Annotated in this window: 1 protein-coding gene; it reads right to left on the bottom strand. The window is 72.8% G+C overall.

Translation table 11 applies throughout. The features are described from left to right. A partial coding sequence (locus ACEN88_RS32855) for an Hpt domain-containing protein (RefSeq protein ID WP_413346471.1) occupies positions 1 to 913 on the bottom strand: 913 nt, incomplete at both ends.

The raw sequence follows: 913 nt of genomic DNA, 5'->3' as shown, positions 1-913 counted from the left end.
CGCTTCCGCCAGCGCGAACGGCCCACCCTCCTGCACGCGCTGGGCTGCCTGCACGAGCGCCGCGCCATCGCGCTGCGATCCGCCGGCCGCGAGTTCGTCAACCCACGCGCCCAACTCCGCATGCGCCTGCGCGAGCAGTGCCAGCAGGTCCGGCGTGGCGGCGCGCGCCTCGGCCAGCCACAGGTTCATGACCTTTTCGATGGCCGCTGCCGCCGCGGCGAACTGCTCGAGGTTCACCATGCGGCTGCTGCCCTTGAGCGTGTGGAAGCCGCGGCGCAGGCGCGTCAGCGTGTCCTGGTCGGCCGGATCGGCCTGCGCAACGGGCAGCGCGTTGCCGACGACGTCCAGCACTTCGCGCGCCTCGCCGATGAAGATCTCCAGCAGTTCGGCGTCGACGGCATCCGGTGCCGCCTCCGGCGCAGCCTGCGGCTCCGACGGCGCCTGTGCTTCGGCCTGTGCTTCGAGCGGCAGCTCGTGGAACAGGCCCGCCGCCGCATCGAAGCGGTAGCGCCGGCGCGCGCCGTCGACGTTCTGCGCCAGCGCGTCCGTGAAGAAGCCGAGCGCGCCGATGTTGCGCGCCAGGTTGTCCAGCACGGCGCCGCGCGCCGCGGCATCCGGCGGCGTCTCGATCAGCGCGCGTACCTGGGCGCGCACGTGGTCGACGGCTTGCGTGGCCTGCTCCTGATCGAGGATGGCCAGCGCGCCCTGCAGCTGGTGCAGCAGCGGGTCGACCTGTTCCAGGGACGCAATGCGTGCCGGGTCTTCGTAGTAGTCGTCGATGAGTTTCTCGACCTGGCGCAGGCCCGTGCGGATCTCGCCCGCCAGCACCGCGACGGTCTGGCCCTGCTGCAGCTCGCGCGCCATCTCGCCGTGCCACACCGGCGCGGCCCGCCGGGGGGAGCCGCGGTGGATT

Origin of the sequence: Massilia sp. CT11-108, from assembly GCF_047302915.1 — a bacterium.
GTDB classification, from domain to species: Bacteria; Pseudomonadota; Gammaproteobacteria; order Burkholderiales; family Burkholderiaceae_D; genus Telluria; species Telluria orientalis.
This window is presented reverse-complemented; position numbering and strand designations above follow the sequence as displayed.